Annotated in this window: 15 protein-coding genes; 8 read left to right on the top strand and 7 right to left on the bottom strand. The window is 37.6% G+C overall.

Annotation, left to right across the window (positions count from 1 at the left end; all coding sequences use genetic code 11):
* Window positions 1–5 precede the first annotated feature (5 nt).
* Entirely contained in the window at window positions 6–1,265 is a 1,260-nt protein-coding gene (locus tag ACFO5T_RS13370; RefSeq protein ID WP_380035292.1) for an MFS transporter, read from the top strand.
* A gap of 40 nt (window positions 1,266–1,305) precedes the next feature.
* On the opposite strand, the gene ACFO5T_RS13365 is transcribed toward ACFO5T_RS13370, so the two are convergent.
* The 3 genes from ACFO5T_RS13365 to ACFO5T_RS13355 form a co-directional block, all read right to left on the bottom strand.
* Window positions 1,306–2,172, bottom strand: a complete 867-nt coding sequence (locus ACFO5T_RS13365; RefSeq protein ID WP_021779234.1) for a hydroxymethylglutaryl-CoA lyase — start codon at window positions 2,170–2,172, stop codon at window positions 1,306–1,308.
* A gap of 48 nt (window positions 2,173–2,220) precedes the next feature.
* Window positions 2,221–3,777 (bottom strand): NAD(P)/FAD-dependent oxidoreductase, encoded by a 1,557-nt coding sequence (locus ACFO5T_RS13360; RefSeq protein WP_380035288.1) that lies wholly within the window; start codon window positions 3,775–3,777, stop codon window positions 2,221–2,223.
* Between the two features lie 99 nt (window positions 3,778–3,876).
* Complete coding sequence (locus tag ACFO5T_RS13355) at window positions 3,877–4,149, bottom strand: DUF4834 family protein (RefSeq protein WP_380035285.1); 273 nt, start codon at window positions 4,147–4,149, stop codon at window positions 3,877–3,879.
* Window positions 4,150–4,259: 110 nt separating this feature from the next.
* Here ACFO5T_RS13355 and ACFO5T_RS13350 point away from each other — a divergent pair, with 110 nt between their 5' ends.
* From ACFO5T_RS13350 to ACFO5T_RS13340, 3 genes are read left to right on the top strand one after another with little or no spacing between them, the layout of a single operon-like run.
* A complete protein-coding gene (locus ACFO5T_RS13350; protein WP_375252320.1) occupies window positions 4,260–5,252 on the top strand; it encodes a transporter in 993 nt (330 codons plus the stop codon).
* Between the two features lie 19 nt (window positions 5,253–5,271).
* Window positions 5,272–6,411 carry a GTP cyclohydrolase gene (locus tag ACFO5T_RS13345; protein ID WP_380035282.1) on the top strand — a complete coding sequence of 380 codons (1,140 nt, stop codon included), beginning with the start codon at window positions 5,272–5,274 and terminating at the stop codon, window positions 6,409–6,411.
* Window positions 6,412–6,437: 26 nt separating this feature from the next.
* On the top strand, window positions 6,438–6,884 hold the full coding sequence (locus tag ACFO5T_RS13340; protein ID WP_380035279.1) for a hypothetical protein: 447 nt from the start codon (window positions 6,438–6,440) through the stop codon (window positions 6,882–6,884).
* A gap of 8 nt (window positions 6,885–6,892) precedes the next feature.
* On the opposite strand, the gene ACFO5T_RS13335 is transcribed toward ACFO5T_RS13340, so the two are convergent.
* The 4 genes from ACFO5T_RS13335 to ACFO5T_RS13320 all read right to left on the bottom strand — a co-directional run bounded on the left by ACFO5T_RS13335 (window position 6,893) and on the right by ACFO5T_RS13320 (window position 14,470).
* Window positions 6,893–7,759, bottom strand: coding sequence for an N-acetylglucosamine kinase (locus ACFO5T_RS13335; RefSeq protein WP_380035276.1), 867 nt, complete (start codon window positions 7,757–7,759; stop codon window positions 6,893–6,895).
* Between the two features lie 109 nt (window positions 7,760–7,868).
* On the bottom strand, window positions 7,869–8,870 hold the full coding sequence (gene gap, locus ACFO5T_RS13330; RefSeq protein ID WP_035324680.1) for a type I glyceraldehyde-3-phosphate dehydrogenase: 1,002 nt from the start codon (window positions 8,868–8,870) through the stop codon (window positions 7,869–7,871).
* 15 nt (window positions 8,871–8,885) lie between these two features.
* On the bottom strand, window positions 8,886–9,872 hold the full coding sequence (pfkA, locus tag ACFO5T_RS13325; protein ID WP_380035272.1) for a 6-phosphofructokinase: 987 nt from the start codon (window positions 9,870–9,872) through the stop codon (window positions 8,886–8,888).
* Window positions 9,873–10,075: 203 nt separating this feature from the next.
* The gene (locus tag ACFO5T_RS13320; RefSeq protein ID WP_380035269.1) at window positions 10,076–14,470 is read right to left on the bottom strand and encodes a translocation/assembly module TamB domain-containing protein; all 4,395 of its coding nucleotides are present in this window, start codon (window positions 14,468–14,470) and stop codon (window positions 10,076–10,078) included.
* A gap of 87 nt (window positions 14,471–14,557) precedes the next feature.
* On the opposite strand from ACFO5T_RS13320, the gene tsaD reads away from it, so the two are divergent.
* The 4 genes from tsaD (at window position 14,558) to ACFO5T_RS13300 (ending at window position 18,345) form a co-directional block, all read left to right on the top strand.
* On the top strand, window positions 14,558–15,598 hold the full coding sequence (gene tsaD / locus ACFO5T_RS13315; RefSeq protein WP_380035266.1) for a tRNA (adenosine(37)-N6)-threonylcarbamoyltransferase complex transferase subunit TsaD: 1,041 nt from the start codon (window positions 14,558–14,560) through the stop codon (window positions 15,596–15,598).
* A gap of 2 nt (window positions 15,599–15,600) precedes the next feature.
* Window positions 15,601–16,302, top strand: coding sequence for a 16S rRNA (uracil(1498)-N(3))-methyltransferase (locus ACFO5T_RS13310; protein ID WP_380035263.1), 702 nt, complete (start codon window positions 15,601–15,603; stop codon window positions 16,300–16,302).
* 169 nt (window positions 16,303–16,471) lie between these two features.
* A complete protein-coding gene (locus tag ACFO5T_RS13305; RefSeq protein WP_380035260.1) occupies window positions 16,472–17,470 on the top strand; it encodes a hypothetical protein in 999 nt (332 codons plus the stop codon).
* Between the two features lie 113 nt (window positions 17,471–17,583).
* Complete coding sequence (locus tag ACFO5T_RS13300; protein ID WP_380035257.1) at window positions 17,584–18,345, top strand: CDP-alcohol phosphatidyltransferase family protein; 762 nt, start codon at window positions 17,584–17,586, stop codon at window positions 18,343–18,345.
* The last annotated feature ends 52 nt before the right edge of the window (window positions 18,346–18,397 follow it).

Below are 18,397 nucleotides of genomic sequence, written 5' to 3'. Positions count from 1 at the left end.
GCTCTGTGCAAAGTACCACACGTTATCAATCTCCTTTTTACATTATACTACTTGTACTAGCTGGCGAGGCAGTATTTATACTTCCTTTTGTACTAGCAAGAGTTTTTAGAGCAACAGTGCTTGACGTATTTCAAATTACAAATACAGAACTAGGCTATTGCTTCTCCATTTATGGGATTGTTGCTTTAATATCATACATAATAGGCGGCCCACTAGCCGATAAATATCCGCCAAAAAACCTAATGGGCATAGGTCTTATACTCACAGCTCTGGGCGGGATCGTGTATGCTAGTAATCCATCATTGCTCACGCTGCAGGTACTTTACGGTTTCTGGGGATTTACGACTATATTTTTATTTTGGGCTGCGATGATTAAAGCTACGCGTGTATGGGGTGGAGCTAGTAACCAAGGTAAAGCCTTTGGTTTTCTAGACGGCGGTCGTGGTCTGGTAGGCGCATCTTTTGGGTTGCTTGGGGTTGTTATCTTCTCACTATTTATAGTAGAAGATAATGTAGTGCTTACAAGTGCACAGCAAGTAGAAGCTTTCCAAACTATTGTATATGCCTCTTCTGCAATAGTAGCTCTGGTAGGTATTATTGTACTCTTATTTTTGAAAACTAATGTGGCTCAACAAGAAAATAACACGCAAACCATTACGCTAGATGCTATAAAAACAGTCCTTAAACTCCCATCTGTGTGGTTACTTATGGTCATCATTTTATGTGCCTATGTCGGTTATAAAATCACAGACATCTTCTCTCTATATGCAAAAGATGTTATGAATTATAGCGAGGTAGACGCCGCAAAAACGGGTACATTTTTACTATTTATAAGGCCGCTAGTGGGTGTTATCGTTGGTTTTCTGGCAGATAGGTCGCGTGCCTCACTTTACCTATGTATGGGTTTTGCACTATCAATTATAGGAGCCATACTTTTTGCCTCAGACATACTTAGTGAAGATACTACCGTACTTTTCTTCTTAACCATCATCATCACAGCTCTTGGTATTTATGCAGCACGAGTACTATACTTCGCTGTTATGCAAGAGGGTAAAATACCGCTTAAGTTAACCGGTACGGCGGTGGGTATTATCTCATTTATAGGCTATACTCCAGATATTTTTGCAGGACCTATGATAGGTTATTACCTTGATGGTATTCCTGGTAAAGAAGGTCACTTTGCTGTTTTTTGGATGCTAGCCATCTTTTCGGCAGTGGGACTTGTGGCGTCTATTGCCTTTTATAGATTTGCTCGTAGGGAGTAAGATTACGCTTTCGCGAAAGCGTCCTTAAAACTATTTTCTTCTAGTGATATTTTTGAAATATTTTGAGCGCCTCGTTATAGCTGCTCTCAAAACTCATCGTGTTGATGTTATCATATGCTTGTACAGAGGCAAAGTAAGAAACTAGCTTCTCTGTAGGCATATTACCGGTAAGGTCATCTTTTGCCATTGGGCAACCGCCAAAACCTTGTATTGCTCCATCAAAACGCACACAACCTGCCTTGTAAGCGGCATCTACCTTTTCGTGCCAGGTAGTAGGTGTAGTATGTAAATGTGCCCCAAATTCTATATTTGAGTACCTTGGTATTAAGTTAGAAAAAAGGTAGTCTATAGTTTCTGGGTCTGAGGTACCTACCGTATCTGATAGTGATAATATTTTTACTCCCATCTTACTTAGTCGTTCTGTCCACTCCCCTACGATATCTACATTCCAAGGGTCTCCATAAGGATTTCCGAAGCCCATTGATATGTAAACTACAAGCTCTTTATTTTTTGAGTCTGCGAGCTCGATAATGTCTTGCAGTAAATCTATAGACTGGTCTATGGTTTTATGCGTGTTACGCATCTGGAAGTTTTCTGAGATAGAAAAAGGATAACCTAGGTAGTCTACCATCTCGTGTTGTACAGCATCTTGCGCACCACGCAGGTTTGCGACTATGGTAAGGAGTTTACTATCTGTTTTTGAGAGGTCAAGGCTATGCAATACTTCTGCAGAGTCTTTCATCTGCGGGATTGCTTTAGGAGACACAAAGCTACCTACGTCTATCGTATCAAAACCACAACGCAGTAGCGACTGGATATACTGGATTTTAGACTCCGTAGGAATCCAATCTTTTATGCCTTGCATCGCGTCACGAGGACACTCTATTATTTTTACCTTTTTACTCACTTTGTAAAAATAGGATTTTAAAAACGGACTTGTAAGAGTTGTGTTACTTTAGGCCTGCTTCTTTTCAATAATCTTATCAACACAATTTATGCCATCTATAGCTGCAGAGATGATACCCCCAGCATACCCAGCTCCTTCCCCGCAAGGGTAAAGACCTTTTACCTCTACGTGCTCTAGGGTTTCCCACTCACGTGGTATGGATACGGGTGATGACGTTCTACTCTCTGGTGCGTGTATTACGGCATCATTAGTAAGGTAACCCTTCATCTTTCTACCATAAGCTCTAAACGCCTTCTTTAAACGTTTAGATAAAATATCTGGTAAAACTTTATTGAGATCTACAGAAACAATACCGGGTTGATACGACGTTTTTGGGAAGTTTTTTGAGACCCGACCGTCTACAAAGTCGCGCATACGCTGTGCCGGTGCTGCTTGCGTTTTTCCTGCGGCTTCCCAGCACGCACGCTCTACAGACTTTTGAAAATCAAGGCATACAAAGGGATCATCCTTTTTATAATTAGGCAAATCTTCTGGAGTTACACTCACGACAATACCTGAGTTTGCATAAGGATTATCACGCTTAGAGGGACTCCAGCCGTTTGTCACTACTTCTTCTTGACTTGTTGCACAAGGTGCTATAATACCCCCTGGACACATACAAAAAGAGTAGACCCCCATACCGTCTACCTGCTGTACCAGACTATATGACGCGGGAGGTAAATAAGGATTATCACCATCTGAGTGATACTGTATATCATCTATAAGTTCTTGCTGGTGCTCTATACGTACACCTATGGCAAATGGCTTTGCCTCAATCTTAATATTACGCTTATGGAGTAAGTAAAATATATCTCTCGCCGAGTGACCGGTCGCTAGTATTACATTATCAAAATCTAGCCAGTCTGTATCATTTACTTGTATAGCCGTAATCTGGTTATCTTCCACTTTGAGATCTGTGAGTTTCGTATCAAAACGTACCTCACCACCGTGTGCAATAATAGCCTCACGCATCGCTGTAATAATTTTAGGAAGCTTGTTTGTACCTATGTGAGGATGTGCATCTACCAGTATATCTTCTACCGCGCCAAAATGTACAAACCACTCTAGAGCTTTAAGGACATTACCACGCTTTTTTGATCGTGTATAAAGCTTTCCGTCTGAGTAAGTGCCTGCGCCTCCTTCTCCAAAACAATAATTTGAATCAGGATTAACAATATGATCTTTATTTATGGCCGCAAGATCTCGTCTTCTAGCTCTTACATCTTTACCTCGCTCAAAAATTATGGGTTTTAGTCCGCCTTCTACGGCGCGTAATGCGGCATACAGTCCAGCAGGACCAGCTCCTATAATGGCTATCTCTGGAGCGTTAGAAACATCTTGAGGTACAAATGGAGGAATACTAGCTCGCTCCTCGCCTTTTTTCCAAAACTCTATTTGTAGTGATATTTTTACCGGTGATTTACGAGCGTCTATAGAGCGCTTACGTATATCCCACTCACGCACATCGTCTGCACGAAGTCGGGCTTTTTTAAAAGCAACCTCTGCGATGTAGTCATCATCTTCGGCTTGGTGTGGGAGAACATTTATTTGTACAAGTGTAGACATAGCGCAAAGATAAGTGCTTTGCAATCTTGAAGTGCGTAATGACTCTAAAAAATGGCGGTAGATATATGATTTTACGCTTTCGCGAAAGCGTACTCAATATTAATCTATCTCCTCATAATCTACATACTCTCCTACTACTTTCGAAGATTTTTTAGGAACATCTCTTGTAGGCTCTTTTTGTGATTGCCCATATTGTTGCGTTTGTTGCTGGAAGCCTTTAAAGGCATTTTCCATTTTCTGACCGGCTTTTTTTGTAATGTACCGTACAATGTATGGCCAAGCTAATTTTGCCAAGAAACGAAGCCCAAAATATACCAGAAGTATGATGGCAATCGTTTTAATAAAACTTGGAATTTCTGCAACTAGCAGCATAATCTTTACTTTTTTTTCAAAATTAGTAATTATAGCTTGCAACAAAGAGATGTAGAAGCCTAAAAAAAAGATAAATTCTTCTATATTTGAACGACTAACCCATAACCTTTATGCACACCGTACGTATTATTGTTACTCTATTAATTTGTGTCGCTACAACAAGCTCCATTACAGCACAATACACAGAGACAATTAACTCAAACAGACCTGGAGAATCTCAAGGCGCTTTTAGTGTAGGGACTCGTGTTTTACAGGTAGAAACTGGTTTTGACATAGGGAATGACACCCACTCGCTTTTACAAACAGATACAGATATACTGGGGTATAACCTCAATTTACGTTACGGTTTATTTTTTGAAAAACTAGAGCTTAACGGATTGATGAGATACCAGCGCAATGAGGTATCATTTATTTCTGGATCTGCCTCGCCAGATGTTATCGCAGGACTAGAGACGGTACAAATAGGTGCCAAATACCTTATCTATGACCCATATAAATATGCTAGTGACGAGGTAAATCTATACAGCTACCACGCAAATAGACGTTTTAAGTGGAAGTCACTCATCCCTGCTGTGACAGTATATGCTGGAGGTGTTTTTGATTTTACAAATAGTCAGTTTAATTCTATTCGTGAGGATGGTATAAGTCCTAACTTAGCGCTTATACTACAGCATAACTGGGGTCGCTGGGTGTGGGTAAATAATATTATAGTAGATAGAGCAGGTACCACATACCCTACTAACTCTTGGATTACAACCTTAACACACTCCTTTAATTCAAAATTTGCTGGCTTTGCAGAGTACCAGCTTATAGATGGTGATCTCTATGCAGATTATCTAGTACGAGCAGGAGCTGCATATCTTATCACAAAAAACCTACAAGTAGACCTTAGTGGTCTAGCAAACTTTAAAGACACCCCTACCCGCTGGAACGTCTCTGCAGGAGTTTCTTATAGACTAGATTTACACGAGAAGGATGAGATCATAAAAGATAGAGATGCAGATGGTGACAAAAAGAGCTCATCAAAGCGTCAAGCAGAGCGCATAAATAAAAACAAAAAACGTAAAGATGCAGTAGATCCTGACGGTGACGGCATTAAATAATACCCCCTAAATATTGCAGATGATTACGCTTAAGGAAATGATTACCCCTAAAGAACTTAAACAATTTGTTAAGTTCCCATTTTCCCTATATAAAGATGAACCTAAGTGGGTACCTCCCATCATAGCAGATGAGCTAGATAGTATGGACCCTGCAAAAAATCCTGTGTTTAAAAATGCAGAGGCACGTTATTTTCTTGCTTTCGCGAAAGCGGAAAACGGAAAACAAGAAGCCGTAGGAAGAATTTGTGCTATCATCAATCATATAGAAATCAACGAGCAAAAGAAACCTAAAATGCGTTTTGGCTGGTTTGATGTAATAGATGACATAGAGGTGACTAAAGCACTGTTATCCAAAGCCTCAGAGATAGGAAAAGAAAACAATCTTGAGTTTATAGAAGGGCCGGTAGGTTTTTCTAATATGGAGAAAGCAGGATTGCTTATAGAGGGATTTGAGTATCTCAACACAATGATTACTTGGTATAACTACCCGTATTACAAGGATCACTTTGAACAACTAGGTTTTGAAAAAGCTGCCGAATGGGTTGAATATAAAATTCAAATAGACCCGCCAGAAAAGCAGAACCCTAAAGTGAAGAAATTTGCAGATATTATTGCAAAGCGCTATGAGCTTAGCCCACTAGAGTTTAAAACCTCTGCAGATGTAAAGCCGTATGTAGATGAGATGTTTGGGTTGCTCAATAAAACATATAATACTCTTAGCACCTTTGTACCTATACAGCAGTATCAAATAGATCATTATAAGGAGAAATATATAAAATATATTCACCCAGATTTTATAAAGTGTGTACAAGATAAGGAGGGTAAACTAGTTGCTTTTGCTATAACAATGCCATCTTTTAATGAAGCGCTTAAAAAAGCAAATGGATCGCTCTTTCCTTTTGGGTTTTATCACTTGCTTAAAGCAAAAAAGAAAAATAACACTGCTGCCTTCTACCTTATAGGTATTGATCCAGAGTATCAAAACAAAGGGGTTACGGCTGTTATTTTTCAAAAAATGCAGGAACTATTTAACTCTAGAGGGATTACACAAGTTGAAACAAATCCAGAACTAGAAGAAAATAAAGCCATACAACAGCTCTGGAAAAATTACGAACACAAGCTTCATAAACGTCGAAGAACGTATCGCAAAGATTTATAGTACACTTTTATAAGGGTAACACAATTATGATAGATTCACTAAGCCTCATAGGTCTTGCTGTAGATGCGGCTCTAGTCGTACTTATTCTAATTGTACAGCTCATAATTTACCCTAGCTTCTTATATTATAACCGTGATAATCTTGTTACCTGGCATAACAAGTATACAGGTAAGATTGCTGTAATAGTGGGGCCACTTATGGTCATACAACTTTTACTAGCTGTTTATACGGTAGTTACTACTGGTATATATATGATAGGGACTATTTATCTAGTCTTTGTATTATCTACTTGGGCTACCACTGCACTTATATTTGTACCGTTACATAAAAAAGTGACCCAAAATACTCACACAGATGGAGATCTTAGGTCACTTGTTTCAAAAAACTGGATACGTGTTGTTTTATGGGTTATAATTCTCTCTATAACGGTATTAAAACTTAATATACTCCAGCTGTTTTCTTTTTATAATTAATAGTGTTGCTACTTGGCAAGTATGTGTTCTTTATGATGCGCAACGAGGCCATCTATAGGTCGCTTAAGAATCTTACCAGCTGTAAGTCCAAAACTATTCAATACTTCTTTGAGTTCGGCTTGTAAATAAAAACCTATAGAACCTACAAAGTGTATAGGTATGTCTTTTGCATCTGGAAATTGAAGAACAATCTGGTGTTCTACAAATACAGAAAGCCCTTCCTTTATAACTCCTTGGCAATACTCCTCATCTTTATTCTCAATAATGAAACGTGCAAAGGTTGCTAGATATGTATTAGGGTTAGGATTTTTATAAAGGTGATTCTTTATATTTTCTGAGCTTAAATCATATTCTGACTCAAATTTTTGGGCTAGCGCAGCCGGTATTTTCCCGAACTTATAATCACGTATAAGTTGACGTCCAAAGTAATTACCACTAGCATCATCCATTACTACATACCCTAGAGATACTACTTTTTGGATTATTTTTTCTCCATCAAAATAACTGCAGTTAGAACCTGTACCTAGTATACAAACTATACTTTTCTCTCCCTCTGTAGCGGTAGCATATAATGCAGCAAAGGTATCTTCTTTAAGTACTATATCTGTAGCTTTTGTAAATATCTCATCAAAAACACTTCTCATTAAAACACGAGGGCGCTCTGTACCACAACCAGCACCATAGAAGTAAAGTGCTTTTACATCTTTTCTATGTTTATAAAGCTCAAAGTTGTTTACAATACGTTCTCTCAATATCTCTTGAGACAATACTTGAGGGTTTAACCCTAAGGTTTGTGTTTGGAAAAGACTTTTACCATCATCAGTTAGCGCAATCCAATCTGTTTTTGTCGAACCGCTATCTACTACTAAAATCATATAATACGTGTATGAAGAAAAAAATAAAAAACGCTTTTGCAGCAATATATACTCAACCTAATATTCTTAGATTGTTACATATATAACTACAAAAGCGCGCTAATGCATCTTAAAGTGTATTTACTTTTTCTGCAAGGTCAACGAGTTTGTTTGAGTATCCAAACTCATTATCATACCAAGATACAAGCTTGAAAAAAGTTGGGTTTAATTCTATTGCACTATCTGCATCAAATACAGAAGTACGTGTCTCGCTTACAAAATCTTGAGATACAACTGCATCTTCTGTATAACCTACCACACCTTTCATAGATCCTTCGGCAGCATCTTTAAATGCTTTTTTAATAGCTTCTACAGACGTTGCTTTTGAAGTCTTCACAGTTAAGTCTACTACAGAAACATCTGCCGTAGGTACACGGAAAGCCATCCCTGTAAGTTTTCCATCTACTGCTGGTAGTACTTTCCCTACTGCTTTTGCAGCTCCTGTAGATGTAGGTATAATGTTATTTAAAGCACTACGACCTAGACGGTAGTTCTTGCGGCTAGGTGCGTCTACTACAAATTGTGTAGAAGTACCTGCGTGTATTGTAGTCATAAGCGCCTCTTCAAGACCAAAGTTATCTTCTATAACTTTTGCCATAGGTGCTAGACAGTTTGTAGTACAAGACGCGTTAGACACTACGGTGTGTTCTGCCGTAAGATCTCCATCATTTACTCCCATCACAAACATAGGTGCATCTTTAGAAGGCGCAGATATTACAACTTTCTTTGCTCCACCCTCTATATGGTAATTTGCAGTTTCTAGAGTCGTAAAGATACCTGTACACTCTGCTACAACATCTGCTCCAGCTTCATCCCACTTAAGGTTTTTTGGGTCACGCTCTGCAGTAACACGTATCGTTTTACCGTCTACAACAAGGTGTCCATCTTTTACCTCTACAGTTCCATCAAAACGTCCGTGTACAGAGTCATATTTAAGAAGGTACGCTAGGTGATCTACATCCAGTAAATCGTTTATTGCTACTACATCTACATTATCACGCTTTACTGTCGCTCTAAATACGATACGTCCAATACGTCCAAAACCGTTTATTCCTAATTTTAAATTTGCCATTGTTCTTCTCTATTATTATGTGGTCATTATCTCAGACACACGGATTAATTCTTTATTTATTTTACTCTCACCTTTAATTGCTTGTTCTAGCGGTGTGAGTGTCATTTTATCGTGTATGGTACCTACCATAAAATTGCTCTTACCTTCTATAAGACTTTCTACAGCTTTTACACCCATACGGCTAGCTAGCACGCGGTCATAACAAGTAGGAGACCCTCCTCGTTGCATATGTCCTAGTACAGAAACACGTACGTCATACCCCTCAAGATTTTCATCTACATAATCTTTAAGTTCAAAAACAGATTTACCTATTTTATCACCTTCGGCTACGACAACGATACTTGATGATTTTCCAGATATTTTAGACCGCTGTAGTGATTCTACTAGTCGTTCTATACCCATATCTTCTTCTGGTATTAAAATCTCTTCGGCACCAGCACCTACTCCAGCGTTAAGAGCAATGTGACCTACATCGCGGCCCATTACTTCTACAAAAAAGAGTCTGTCGTGTGAGTGTGCAGTATCACGTATCTTATCTATAGCATCTACAGCGGTATTAAGTGCTGTATCATACCCTAGTGTGCGATCTGTACCACTTATATCATTATCTATAGTACCAGGTATACCTATCACTGGGAAGTCAAACTCAGCGTTAAAATGAAGTGCTCCTGTAAATGTACCGTCACCACCTATTACTACAAGTGCATCTATACCTTCCTTTACCATCTGGTTATGAGCAATCTGCCTACCATCTGTAGTTCTAAAACGCTCGCATCTGGCAGATTTTAAAAAGGTTCCGCCTTTATTAATTATACCACGTACACTTCTTGCGTCTAGCGGAATAAAATCACCCTCAATCATACCGTCATACCCTCTGTGTATCCCTACACATTCTAGCTCGTGATAGGCACAAGCACGTACAACAGATCTTACTGCAGCATTCATTCCTGGGGCGTCTCCTCCAGAGGTCATAACTGCTATTTTGGTGATTTTTTTACTCATATAAGCACAATTTTAGATTAAATTTAGCAAACTTAATGTAGAAAAATCAATGAATTGGGGTGTAATTTATTGGATTGTCAATTTCAAACGTTTTCGGTTGAAAAGTTTTTTGGAATTCTTAATAATGACACATCAAAAAGAAGCTTAAACTGATAAAATGAGGAAGAATTACGCTTTCGCGAAAGCGTAAAAAAAGACTTTTCCTATTTATTAAATTGAACGCCGTCTGGTCCAATCTTTTTTGGGACGTCTCTTTCGCCTTGAGCTTGAAGAACAGCTTCTTCTACTTTGCCTTTAAATACTTTACGTAGTAGTTCTTTAAAAGTATTAAAATCTACAGCATATGAAAGTCCCACTCCTTGGGTATAACCTTCTATCTCTCCTATAAACTGAATATCTGTCTGGCGATTGAAGACTTTTGCTCGTAACGTTCCATCTTCATTAAGTAAGAAATCTATCTCTACATCACCCACAATCACACTCTCACTAATACCTCCTGTAGGCACTCCTACTTTACCATTTATAAGAACTCGGTTTGTAATTTGAGTAGACAGGGTCACTCCCACTCTACCTGCAGACTGGATATTTGCCGTAGGGTCACGCTCTGCTTGTACAAGATCTACTCCCACGTCAAAAATACTATCGTCATCATTAAAGAGAATACCAGATAGTATAGAAGATGTAGTCTCAAGTAGATTATTTACAGCCGCAGTAGCGGTATTTACACTAGCCGAACTTAGGAACGCTCCCTGTGAAACAAGAGATATAGCGTTAAGCTCTTTTGCATTACGGTCTTGTAATAAAAATTCTAACTCTGACACCACGGTACTACCGGCACCAGGAAACTCAATATCAAAAGTAATATCTGGCTTTAACAGCTCTCCTGCTAGGTTAATAATTACGTTTACTGGTATTTTTCTATTTACGGTAGAAGTTTCTAGTAATGTACTTGGGTTAGCCTGCGTTCTATAGATTGCGCTTACATCGAGTATAGCTTTTGCTGGATCACCATCCCAGCGTATGTTTGCATCCTGTTGTAATATAAAGTCTTTTGTTACAATACCTCCGTAACGGAAATTAAAAACCCCTTCGGTGGCAATAAAATCCCCATTCATTATAAACTTACCATTCGTATCAAGTTGTATAAGTAAGGTACCTACTCCTCTCCCTCTCAAGGTACTTCCATTAGTTTTATCTACAACCACCTCTACCTCTGCATCTGGATCAATATCTAAATCAAAGTTTACAGAAAGACCTTTTACCGCTTCTGTGATAATTTTCTCACCGTTAATACGAGCTTCTTTTTCTTCTGGACTTAAAAACTTAATGTAGGAGTTGTCACCTAGAGTTTCTGAGTCATCTATAGGGATTTTAAAAACGGTACCCTTTGCAGTTTCTCCAAAAACGTCTATCACTAGATTATCTGTAGGGCCTTTTATAAATGCTTCTCCTTCTAGAAAAGCTGTACCATAATAGAGCGACTCTAGATCTTCTTCGGTATCGAGTACGGCAATTCGAGAGGCGCTTATACCTAAATCAAGTTTCCAATCATTAAAGGACTTGTGGCTTATCTTACCATTAAGAACACCTAAGGTTTTATACTTGATATCTTCCAGTTGTACAGCTTGAAACTCGAACTCTTGTTTTCTTAAAACTACATTTGAGATACCCCTAAAATCATAATCCACATTGAGATAAGGAATTTGTAAACCTGCATCTTTTAAGGTCAAATTACCATTTATCTCAGGGTTGCGATAGTCTCCCTCTACTTTTGCATTACCACTCACTAAGCCACGTATTCTATCTATCACGCCCTGTCCCATAGGATTAAATGGGCTTAAATCAAGATCTTTAAGGCCCACGGCCATATCTATAATAGGTATAGTGCCTGCAGCATCTATAGTCCCATTTGCAGTAAAAGATTTTAATCCCTCACGTGCAAGGCGAGACTCAATCTCATATTTTGATAAAGTTGCATTACCTCTTACATTAATATCTAGCTGCCCAAGGTTAGTCTCATTTACAGAGAAGTCTGAAATTGCTAGAGAGGTAACAGGTAAATAAGCACCATTTTTCTGAAGTACATCTAGCTGTCCATTAATGCGTCCTCCCAGGTTGAGACTATCGAGCTCTGGAGTTACTTTGGCTAGATCTACGTTTTTAAAATTTGCTTTTATATTCTTATAGGTGCTATCACGTATCTGGCCTTTAAGATCAATAAGCTCGTCTTTATGACTTAACACCAAGGTCTTAATATCTATATCTTTAAAGTTATTATCAAATACGACACTGTTATTCTGGTCGTTTTTTTCGTTTATAAACCAAGGCGTATCCTTGAATACAATTTCAGATTTTTTAAAACCTAATACCGAGTTTCCTTCTTCATTAATGGTATGATATAATGATAAGTCAAAAGAGTCATCATTGCGCTTACCACCCGTAAACTCTGAGCGCATAAAGAGTGTATCTTTAAGAGTCACATTAATTAGGTTAAAGTCTGACACAGCATAAAATCCAGCATTTATACTATCGGCAGCCACATACGTATTAAATAGCGGGTTTTTATTATCTACACGTACTTCTATAGCTTCTGCCATATACCCGAAGGCATCTATTTGTGGTGACTTAAAGGTGAGTTTAAACTCAGAGTCGTCTGCCACTACACTACCTCTTATAATAGTTTCTGGCTCAAGTTTTAGATCTGGCACAAATACATCTACAATCTTATTATAGATCGTAAACTCAAAATCCATAAACTGATTTTCTGTGAGAATCTCAGGTTGGTAATTTGTATATAAACTACCTATGGCATTTTTAAAAAGTGGCACCACTTCGCCAAATTTATAAATACCACTCACCTCACCACTTATGATATCTGTAGAGTTTATAGCAATGGTACGCACTTGTTTTTTATCAAACTTTGAGGTGATCTCAAAATCTTTAAAACTGTAAGTGTTGTTTTTATTTTGGTAACTCGCATCTTCAAAAGAAATACGACCGTACATATTCTCAAGACCAGTACCCCTCATATCTACAACCACGTTACCTTTAAGTACAGAGATACTGTCGTTTATAAAATTAAGAGAAACAAGGTCTGCATAATCTATTTGTGCTTCTAAGTCGTAACTATTGATCTCTTTTGATATATCCACAAGACCATTAAACTTACCACGAGCATTAGGATCATCTATAAGCACTTCTCCGTCAAAAACCGGAGCCTTAAGATTTCCAAATATGGTAATATCCTTATAATTATAATCATTGTAGCCTATACTTGCTATAGTACCAGAAAGCTTAGTATTAATAGTCTCTTGTATAAACCCTTTACCGTCTACATCTAGATTAAAAGTTGTCTTACCTAGCCTATCGTCATTAAGCAACTTTCCTAAGTTAAAATCATCTACCATTACAGTACCTTCATAACCAGCATTTTCGGCATCTTGTAAGCCTGTCATTGCCAGGTCTAGGTTAACGGCACCTAGATCTGTACCTATAACGCCCTCTGTAACTACAGTAGCTCTTGTAAGGCTATTTTTACCTGTAAAGCGTATTGTACCTAGCTGCGTCATCTCTGTAGGTAGACTTTCCAGTGGTTTTGGGAGTAACTTTTTAAGGTCAAAATAATTTGTTTGCACACTTTTATAATCACCACTAATTCTAAACTTGTTACTGTCTAGCAAATTTTCAAAAAAGACATCTCCACGTATCATAGAGTTCCCCAAACCTCTCACCTCGAGATTAGGCACTCTAAAATCATTGAGATAGCCGGAGAGGTCTCCTTGTATGCTCAAAGTAACATCTGGTGCAATGTCATTGTAAAATGGGCGTATATCATTTGTTGATATTTCCGCTTTCGCGAAAGCGGCCTTTACCTCTACCAGCGTGTTAAAATCGTCTAGTGCTCCGTCTGAGGTATCTAAGGTAATGTCACCTTCAAGTGAAGAATCATCTGTAGTTAATGAAAAATCGTTGAGAGAAATTAAATCTGGATCGTAGTGAAATATACCATCTAGCGTTCTAATCTGGTATCCTTTTATAGCATCAAATGAGAGCGAAGTTATATGTGCATCAACAGTTTGATTATTGATAACAAAATCTTCCCACTCTGTAGTGAGATTTTGGTAATCTAATACAAAGGGGTCTTTAAGCTCCTCATTTATATACATAAATCTACCATCGGTAATGAGCACATCGTCTGATGATAATAGAAAATTAGTGTTTCCTTGAGAATTATTTGAAGCAAATTTACGTGAGAAGATTGTAAGGTTATCTGAGGTGTCTCCTTCATATTTAGTAAGGTAAAACCGTGCACCCTCTAGACTTATATCACCTAGATCAAGATCACTATCTAATACCTTTTTAACACTGTAAACACTTGTGGCAAGCTCACGCACATAGATCATTGTATCATTTTTATGATCTCTTATGAGAGTACCTTTTACCAGTACATCACCATTCCATTTAAGACCTACGCGTTCTAGGTGTATTTCTGTACCATATTTTTTATTAATACGATCTGTTGCATTTTTTGCAATATGCGTTTGTACAGCTGGAATAGAAAAAAGTAGCACGATGAGCCCAAATAGTAAGAACAACACCAAAAGCGTGCGAAGTGCTATTTTTTTAAATTTATTGATAGGGCTTATTGTTTTAACTTTGTAAACTTATAGCAACTTACGTGCCTTATGAATACTGATTCTCAAAAAACTTACATTCTCGCTATTGAATCTTCTTGTGATGATACTGCTGCTGCTGTATTACAAAACGATAAGGTACTCTCAAATGTTGTTGCAAACCAAGCGATTCATCAAGAATATGGAGGTGTAGTTCCAGAGCTTGCCTCGCGTGCACATCAACAAAATATCGTACCAGTTGTTACCGCTGCATTACGTAAAGCAAATATCGACAAAAAACAACTAAGCGCCATTGCTTTTACAAGTGGACCTGGCTTACTTGGGTCCCTTCTAGTAGGCACCTCATTTGCAAAATCTTTTGCGATGGGGCTAGACATACCGCTGCTGGACATAAACCATATGAAAGCACATATACTTGCTCACTTCATAGATGAAGAAGGGTATGATAAACCTAGTTTTCCCTTTATAGGAGTGACAATATCTGGTGGACATACACAAATAGTGCGTGTAGATGATTACTTTATGATGGAAGTCATAGGTGAGACCATAGATGATGCCGTGGGTGAAGCCTTTGATAAAAGTGCAAAAATTATGGATTTACCCTACCCAGGAGGACCGCTCATAGATAAGTATGCACAACTGGGTAATCCAAAAGCTTTTCCTTTTACAAAACCTAAGGTGGATGGTCTTAACTTTAGCTTTAGCGGTCTTAAAACACAAATAATGTACTTTGTACAAAGACAACAGGAGGCAAACCCTGACTTTTTAAAAGAACATAGGGACGATGTGTGCGCCTCAATACAATATACCATTGTAAATATCTTAATGGATAAAATTAAGAAAGCGGTAAAAGAAACTGGCATTACTCAAATCGCTATAGGTGGTGGCGTATCTGCAAACAGTGGTATAAGAACCGCGCTAAAAAAGGCAGAAACTACACACAGCTGGAAAACATTTTTGCCAAAATTTCAATACACCACAGATAACGCAGCGATGATAGGCATTGTGGGATACCTTAAATATAAAGATCTTGTAGAGAAAGATTCTTTTCAAAACTTAGAAGTAAGTGCTCAATCTAGATTGAAAATATAAGTATGCAACTATTTTACAGCAAGAGTCTTGATATAGAAAGCACCTCATACACTTTACCAAAAGATGAGAGTAAGCACATTATAAGGGTACTACGTAAGCAGCCTGGTGATACTATCTATCTTACTAATGGTAGAGGTTACCTGTTTACTGCGCAGGTATATGATGCAAATCCTAATAAATGCAAATTATCTATAACAAGCCACACATACCAAGAGCCAAGAGATTACAAACTACACCTCGCTGTAGCCCCCACAAAACTCAATGATAGATTTGAGTGGTTTTTAGAAAAAGCCACAGAGATAGGTGTTACAGAAATCACACCACTACTTTGTGATCATAGCGAACGCAAAGTAATAAAGAAAGAGCGCTTTCTTAAAATATTGCAAAGTGCAATGAAGCAGTCACTGCACTATCACCTACCCGCACTAAACCCGCTCACGCCTTTTAAAGATTTTATAACAAATGCACATAGCAATACATTTATAGCCCATTGTGAAGACGATAAAAAAAGTCTCCTTAAAAGTGAACTATCTCCTGCAACAGACTACACAATTTTAATAGGTCCTGAGGGAGACTTCTCGACTACAGAAATACAGCAAGCCCTACAAAAAAATATAACACCTGTATCACTAGGTCATAGTAGACTGCGTACTGAGACCGCTGCCATTGTAGCCTGTCACAGCGTGGCATTTATAAATGAATAAGGATTTTGTGACTAACAACTCACTAGCTATTAAAGATGACATAAATACTGTTATTAAAAATGGTTTTCTTACAATTTTGTATATCCAATTATAAATTGTTTATTTGCTTACCTTGTATTACCTCACGGTAAGGGGCCCAACTACTTAATAATTAAAAAGTTAGATAAAATTGCGTAATTTTGTCAAGTTGGTCACACCCTTTATCCCGGCGTTTATAAGCGTTTGTGGAGGCCTACTGCTGGTTATAGGTCTTATACTATATTTCCCGCTTGACAATAAATCACAACTACTTACCACTGTACAAATAATAGTTGTTATAAGCATACTGCTCGTTGTTGTTATTTTAGGTTTTATTCTTACCAAAACGTCTCAACTACAATTTACAGGAGACTCTACAACATTAGAAATACAGAAGCTCACCCAGCAAGTGCATTACTTTAGAGATATTGCAGATATACTTGTACGATCAAAAGTTTGGGCACCTGGCTTAAAAGAATATATAGATGAAGAGTTTACTAACCTAAACTACTTTCTAGTAAAAGAGTTTTATAAAGGTAGATCTAAGCTTGCACTTGAGTATATAGAAGAAAAAGATCGCTATGGAGAAACAGAAATTTTATATCTAGAGACTAAAGCCATACTTCTTAACGATCCAAGTAAAGGAAGAGTAGATAACTATATGAACCCAAAAGAGTACGATAGCCGTATGCTCAAAAAATGGGCAGAGCACAAAGTGGGTACTGGCTGGAACCATTATTTTGGTTTTAAATATAATCAGTTTAAAGAAGAGCTAGATGTTTCAAGAATATATGAACGACATCAAGAAAAGATTATAAATTATGCTGTTCAAATAGACACTATACGCTATCAAGATGTAGGTTTTAGTGAAGAACTCATTTCAAAACTAGGTATGCATCTCTCTGATGAAGTTATACCGCAATTACTCGCACTCACCCTACAGGCAGTAAAGCGCGTCCCAAAAATTATGAATATAGCCTTTACACTCGTTGTATTACTTATAATTTTTGGTGTATTTCAACCCATTGCTATCATACTCTTTAATCTTGAAGAAGTCTTTAGTTTCATATCAATAAGTGTAGTTCTTAGTGTACTTATGTTTTTAATGCTATCTATATATCCTTTTATAACCAGTCAAATTAATAAGTGATTAATTACGCTTTCGCGAAAGCGTAAACTACCTTTGTATTACTTATATTTAATTAACAATTGCTGTTTTAAATTGCCCTTCTAGGTTTTTAAAAATGCTAAAAACTAGAATTTATGTCAAAATTACCACAGGCGCATCGTTTTACAGATTTATCAGACTATGGAAGAAAACCCGCTCAGTATATAGTGGGATTTTTAAAGGATACCAGCGTTACTCCTGTCCAGGTTACGCTTCTCTTTTTTGTTTCGGGAATGATTGCTATCTATTGTATCTACACAGAATATTATATACTCGCAGCAATTTTTATGATTCTAAAATCTATACTTGATGCCGCAGATGGGGAACTGGCTAGAGTAAAAAAAACACCCTCCTACACGGGTCGATATCTAGATTCTATACTTGATATTGTACTTAATGCGTTATTCCTTTTAATGATAGGTTATAAGACAGATGCAGATGTTTGGCTTATTATTCTTGCATTTATAGCACTTCAAATACAAGGGACTTTATACAATTACTACTATGTTATCTTGAGATATAAACTCAACGGTGATACTACAAGCCGAATCACCGAGACGGGAACACCACAAGCATTACCGGGTGAAGAGCAAGTTACGGTAACAGCTCTTTTTTACACATATAAAGTTCTATATGGATTATTTGATAAATTAATCTCTACGCTAGATCCTAGAGCCGCTAAAGGTAAGCTTATACCTAACTGGTTAATGACTCTTGTATCAACCTTTGGCTTAGGTTTTCAACTATTGATAATGGCTACATTACTGGTACTCCAAAGCCCAGAACTTATTATCCCTTTCTTTATAACATACACATTACTTGTACCTGTATGCATCATACTACGAATGAAAGTCTAGTAGCTAATATATTTGTAAAACTAAAAAAGCCTAGATTATATTACAATCTAGG

The sequence above is a fragment of the Dokdonia genika genome (assembly GCF_042652845.1).
Taxonomy (GTDB): Bacteria; Bacteroidota; Bacteroidia; order Flavobacteriales; family Flavobacteriaceae; genus Dokdonia; species Dokdonia donghaensis.
This window is presented reverse-complemented; position numbering and strand designations above follow the sequence as displayed.